This is a genomic window from Roseomonas rosulenta (assembly GCF_016106005.1).
GTDB lineage: Bacteria > Pseudomonadota > Alphaproteobacteria > Acetobacterales > Acetobacteraceae > Neoroseomonas > Neoroseomonas rosulenta.
Genome location: NZ_JACADR010000300.1, coordinates 1 through 5,089 on the forward strand (window position 1 = coordinate 1; position 5,089 = coordinate 5,089).

General features: G+C 73.0%; 4 protein-coding genes. 3 read left to right on the forward strand and 1 reads right to left on the reverse strand.

Translation table 11 applies throughout. The features are described 5' to 3' along the window. Window positions 1–374: 374 nt before the first annotated feature. Window positions 375–860 (reverse strand): DUF1269 domain-containing protein, encoded by a 486-nt coding sequence (locus HW578_RS22640; protein WP_198372978.1) that lies wholly within the window; start codon window positions 858–860, stop codon window positions 375–377. Window positions 861–986: 126 nt separating this feature from the next. Between HW578_RS22640 and proB the strand changes: the two genes are divergently transcribed. The 3 genes from proB (at window position 987) to HW578_RS22655 (ending at window position 4,750) form a co-directional block, all read left to right on the forward strand. Then, window positions 987–2,114: a glutamate 5-kinase gene (proB, locus tag HW578_RS22645; protein ID WP_198372981.1), complete on the forward strand. Its 1,128-nt coding sequence runs from the start codon at window positions 987–989 to the stop codon at window positions 2,112–2,114. Window positions 2,115–2,220: 106 nt separating this feature from the next. Beyond that, window positions 2,221–3,198, forward strand: a complete 978-nt coding sequence (locus tag HW578_RS22650; RefSeq protein ID WP_198372979.1) for a Bug family tripartite tricarboxylate transporter substrate binding protein — start codon at window positions 2,221–2,223, stop codon at window positions 3,196–3,198. Window positions 3,199–3,265: 67 nt separating this feature from the next. Beyond that, window positions 3,266–4,750 carry an ABC transporter substrate-binding protein gene (locus HW578_RS22655; RefSeq protein WP_198372980.1) on the forward strand — a complete coding sequence of 495 codons (1,485 nt, stop codon included), beginning with the start codon at window positions 3,266–3,268 and terminating at the stop codon, window positions 4,748–4,750. The last annotated feature ends 339 nt before the right edge of the window (window positions 4,751–5,089 follow it).

Below are 5,089 nucleotides of genomic sequence, written 5' to 3' on the forward strand. Positions count from 1 at the left end.
CAACTCCCGCAGCCGTTCCTCCACGTCGAAGAACCCCGGCTGCCGAACCATCGCCATCCCCCGCGCCAATCCGCGTCAGTGAATCAGCCGAACGGCTTCAGGGCGAGGGGTTTCTGGAGGCGTCCAGGTGGCCCACGCGGCGCGGCAGTCCCACTGCCATCGAGGATAAGGATGCCCCGGAGTCGGTACAGAGCCTTATCGGCACCCAGAGCGACGGCCGCTCCAACGACATCCCGGCCGATGCTGGCGCGGCATGGCGTGCAGACCGCGCACGCCCTTAACGATGCATCGGACGACCGCTGCAGCAGGCAGGATCATCGCAACGCCGTGGCCCGACCACACGACATCTTGGGGCGGGCCGCCAGCGGCGCAAATCACCCCGCATTCAGCGCATCCCTCAGCTTCTGCTCCTGCTCGCCCGTCAGGTTAGTCCGCAGCACCGTACCGCCGAACTGCGCCATCGCCGGCAGCACCTTGTCCGCCGTCACCTTGCGCACCAGCACGCACAGCGCCGCCTGGCCCGGGGCCAGCGCCTCCGCCGTACTCTTGAGGAACTTGTCGTCGATTCCGACATCGGTGAGGTAGCCGCTCAGCGCACCCGCGCCGGCACCCGCCGCGGCACCCACCAGAGGGTTGAGGAACAGCAACCCGATCAGCGCCCCCCACATCGCGCCGCCGGCCGCGCCCGCCGCCGTCGTGTTGATCAGCTGGTGCAGCTTCACCGACCCGTCGGCCAGCCGTTCGGCCACCACCGCATCGCCGATCTCAATGAGGTATTCGCGCTGCAGCTCGATCAGCTTGGCGCGTGCCGCTTCCGCGGTCTTCTCGTCCGGATAGGCGACGATGATGAGGTCCGCCATGGCCTGTCTCCCCGTAAGTGCGTTGCAGCTGGCACGATAGGCGCCCGCGCGGCAGGAACAAGCGACATCACGCGGACACGCGTCCCGCCTTCAGGCTGCCCGTCCCGCATGCTAAACGCCCGCGCCATGATCGACCCCGCCGCCCCCTCCCTCGCGCAGGCGAAGCGCATCGTCGTGAAGATCGGCTCAGCCCTGGTGGTGGACGACGCCACGGCCGCGCCGCGCGCCGCCTGGCTGGCCTCGGTCGCGGCGGATGTCGCAGCCCTTCGCGCGGGCGGTGCGGAGGTCGTGCTGGTCTCCTCCGGCGCCATCGCGCTGGCGCGCCGCGCGCTCGGCCTCACGCGACGCACGCTGCGGCTCGAGGAGAAACAGGCTGCCGCCGCGGTCGGGCAGATCAGGCTCGCCGGCGCGTGGCAGGATGCGCTCAGCGCGCATGGCATGAACGCCGCGCAGCTGCTCCTCACGCTCGAGGATTCCGAGGACCGCCGCCGCTACCTCAATGCGCGCGCCACCATCAGCACGCTGCTCTCCCTCGGCTGCGTGCCCGTGATCAACGAGAACGACACCGTCGCCACCGCCGAGATCCGCTTCGGTGACAATGACCGCCTGGCCGCGCGCGTGGCCGAGATGATCAGCGCCGACGCGCTCGTGCTGCTGTCGGACATCGACGGCCTCTACACCGCCGACCCCCGCCGCGATCCCGGCGCGGCGCACATCCCTGCGGTCGATCGCATCACGGACGAGATCATGGCCATGGGCGGCGAACCGCCGCCCGGCTATTCCTCGGGCGGCATGCGCACCAAGCTGATCGCCGCGCGCATCGCGACCGGCGCCGGGTGTGCGATGGCGATCGCGCTCGGCAAGCGCGACAATCCGCTCTCCGCGCTGCTCGATGGCGCGCGCTGCACCTGGTTCCTCGCCGCCCCGGAGGGGCGCACGGCACGCAAGCGCTGGATCGCCGGAAGTCTCGCACCGCTCGGCGCGCTCACCGTCGATGCGGGGGCGGCGCGCGCGCTCGCCCGCGGTTCGTCGCTGCTGCCGGCCGGCGTGCGCGCGGTGGAGGGCAGCTTCGAACGCGGCGATCCGCTCAGCGTGCGCGACGAGGCCGGGCGCGAGGTGGCACGTGGCCTCTCGGCCTACGACGCCGAGGCCGCGCGCCTGATCGCAGGCCACCGCTCCGAGGAACTCGAAGCCATCCTGGGCTGGCGCGGCCGCGACGAGATCATCCACCGCGACGACCTCGTGCTGCTGTGACGCGGCGGCGCGCGCCGGCATCCCCGGCCAGCGTACCGGGCGCTTCGACGCGACGCGCGGATCATGCGATCATCGACCAAAGATCACGTCCGGGAACCGAAGCACCATGACCCTCCCCGCCCTGCCCCGCCGTGCGCTGCTCGCCGCCGCCGCGCTGCCGCTCGCCGCCCCTGCGCTGGCGCAGGAGGGCTTCCCCTCGCGTCCGCTGCGCCTGATCGTCGGCTTCACGCCGGGTGGCGCGACCGACATCTCGGCACGCGCCATCGCGCCGAAGATGGGCGACGCGCTGGGCCAGCCGGTGATCGTGGAGAACCGCCCCGGCGCCGGCAGCAACATCGCGACCGAGGTGGTGGCGCGCAGCCCCGCCGACGGCCATACGCTGCTGCTCGCGACCCTCGGCGCACTGGTGGTCAGCCCGATGGTGATCCGCCTGCCGGTGGACCCCGCGCGCGACCTGATGCCGGTCTCGATCGCGGTGGACCTGTTCAACATCCTCGTGCTGCCGCCCGACCGCCCCTGGCGCAGCGTGGCCGAGCTGGTCGCCGCGGCGAAGGCCGCGCCCGGGCGGCTGTCCTATGGCACCAGCGGCATCGCCGGCGGGCCGCATCTGGCCGGGCTGCTGTTCGACCGCCGGGCGGGCATCGAGACCACCGCGGTGCACTACCGCGGCGGCAACCTCGTGGTGACCGACCTGCTTGCGGGGCGGGTCGACTTCTCCTTCGCCACCGCCGCCTCGGTCCTGCCGCAGGTGCGCGAGGGCAAGCTGCGCGCGCTGGCCATCCCGCATCTCGAACGCTCGCGCCTCATGCCCGACATCCCCACGGTGGCGGAATCCGGCGTGCCGGGCTTCGACGTGCCATCCTGGTACGCCGTGCTGGCGCCGCGCGGCACGCCGGAGCCCGCCATCGCGCGCCTCAACCAGGCGATGCGCGTCGCCCTCGCGGATCCCGAGGTGACCGCGGTGCTCAACCGCAACGGCCTCGAGCCGCGCTGGTCCACGCCCGCGCAGATGGCCGAGGGTCTGGCGGCCGAACGCGCGACCTGGGAACCCATCATCCGCGAGAGCGGCATCCGCATCGAATAGCGGCGCGCGGGCTTGCGCGCGCGGCAGGCGCGGACCAGCATCGGCCTCCCCCCCGAGGAAGCCGCCCATGCGCCGCATCGCCGCCCTGCTCGTCCTCGCCGCGCTGGCCGCGCCCGCCGGCGCGCAGACGCTGCGCATCGGCATCGGCGCCGACCCCAATGTGCTCGACCCCGCCGTCAGCGGATCCTTCGTCGAGCGCGTGGTCTTCTCCGCGCTGTGCGACAAGCTGGTCGATGTCGGGCCGGACCTGGCCTTCCGGCCGGAACTGGCCACCCAGTGGGCATGGGCGCCGGACGGGCTCGCGCTGACGCTCACGCTGCGCACCGATGCGCGCTTCCACGACGGCACGCCTCTCGATGCAGAGGCGGTGCGCGTCAACCTCGAACGCTACCGCAGCGCGCGCGAATCCCGCCGGCGCAGCGAGCTCGCCGCCGTCAGCGCGGTCGAGGCGCCGGACCCGGCCACGGTGGTGATCCGCCTGTCGCAGCCCTTCGCGCCGCTGCTCTCGGTGCTGTCGGACCGCGCGGGCATGATCATGTCGCCCACGGCCCTCGCGCGGCTCGGCGAGCGCATCCGCGACGAACCCGTCTGCTCCGGCCCCTTCCGCCTGACCCGCCGCGTGCCGCAGGACCGCATCGAGATGGAGCGCTTCGCGGGCCACTGGAACGCCGCGAACATCCATGCCGAGCGCCTGGTGTTCCAGGCCATTCCCGACGGCACGGTGCGGCTGCTGAACCTGCGCGCGGGGCAGCTCGACATCATCGAGCGCCTGTCGCCCTCCGACGTCGCCGAGGCGCGCCGCGACCGCCGCCTGCAGGTGGTCGACGCCACCGCCATCGCCTACCAGACGCTTGCCATCAACACCGCGACCGGCGCGCTGCGCGATCCGCGCGTGCGCGAGGCGCTGGAGCGCAGCATCGACCGCGCGGTGATCAACCAGGTGGCGCTGGAGGGGCTGTTCGTCCCCTCGAACCAGCCCGAAGCGCCCGGCACGCCCTTCCACTTCGCCGACCTGCCACCGCCGCCGCGCGACCCGGCGCGTGCCCGCGCCCTGCTGCGCGCGGCGGGGCACGACCGCTTCGCCTTCACGCTCAAGGTCGCCAACAGCCCGGTCGAGGCGCAGGTCGCGCAGATCATCCAGGCCATGGCCGCCGAGGGCGGCTTCGACATCCGCATCGAGACGCTGGAAGCCAGCACCATGGTGGCCGCGACGCAGCGCGGCGACTACGACGCCGCCATCGTCATCTGGTCCGGCCGGCCCGACCCGGATGGCAACATTGCCATCTGGCTCGCCTCCGATGGCTTCCTGAACTGGGGAAAATACGCCAACGCGGAAGTGGATGCCGCCCTCGCCGCCGGCCGGCGCAGCACCGATCCGGCCACGCGGCGCGCCCAGTACCGCATCGCCGCGGAACGCTGGATGGCCGACCGGCCGCACCTGATCCTGTACCATCATCGCTGGTTCTGGGCGCTGCGCGCGGGGATCGAGGGGTTCCAGCCCAGCCCCGACGGGATCATCCGCTTCGCCGGCGTGCGGCTCCCGGCACGCTGACAGGCCGCCAGGGGAGTGCTGTTGCCGGGCCGCTCCGCGTCCCGCCGCCGGCGACCGTATCCTGGATGGGTGGCCGGCTGGGGGACCGCGTTGCTTCCGGCCTTTGGAATGCGCCACCGGGCCTCGTCTTGAGCGGTCGCTGAGACGGGCCGCCGCGGTTCTTCCCTTCCCAGCCGCCCGGCGCTACCTCTGCCGCACCGGAGGACAGCCCCGTGAACGTTCTCGCCGACGAAGCCGCCCGCCTGCTCGACACCGCCGCCCGCGCCGCGCGAGGCGCGGCCGCGACCGTGGCGCGCGCGCCGACGCCGGCGAAGGACCTGGCCCTCGCGGAGGCGGCCG

Coding starts and splice junctions, on each gene's coding strand:
- HW578_RS22640 (WP_198372978.1), bottom strand. CDS start 860: ATGGCGGACCTCATCATCGTCGCCTATCCGGACGAGAAGACCGCGGAA.
- HW578_RS22655 (WP_198372980.1), top strand. CDS start 3,266: ATGCGCCGCATCGCCGCCCTGCTCGTCCTCGCCGCGCTGGCCGCGCCC.
- HW578_RS22650 (WP_198372979.1), top strand. CDS start 2,221: ATGACCCTCCCCGCCCTGCCCCGCCGTGCGCTGCTCGCCGCCGCCGCG.
- proB (WP_198372981.1), top strand. CDS start 987: ATGATCGACCCCGCCGCCCCCTCCCTCGCGCAGGCGAAGCGCATCGTC.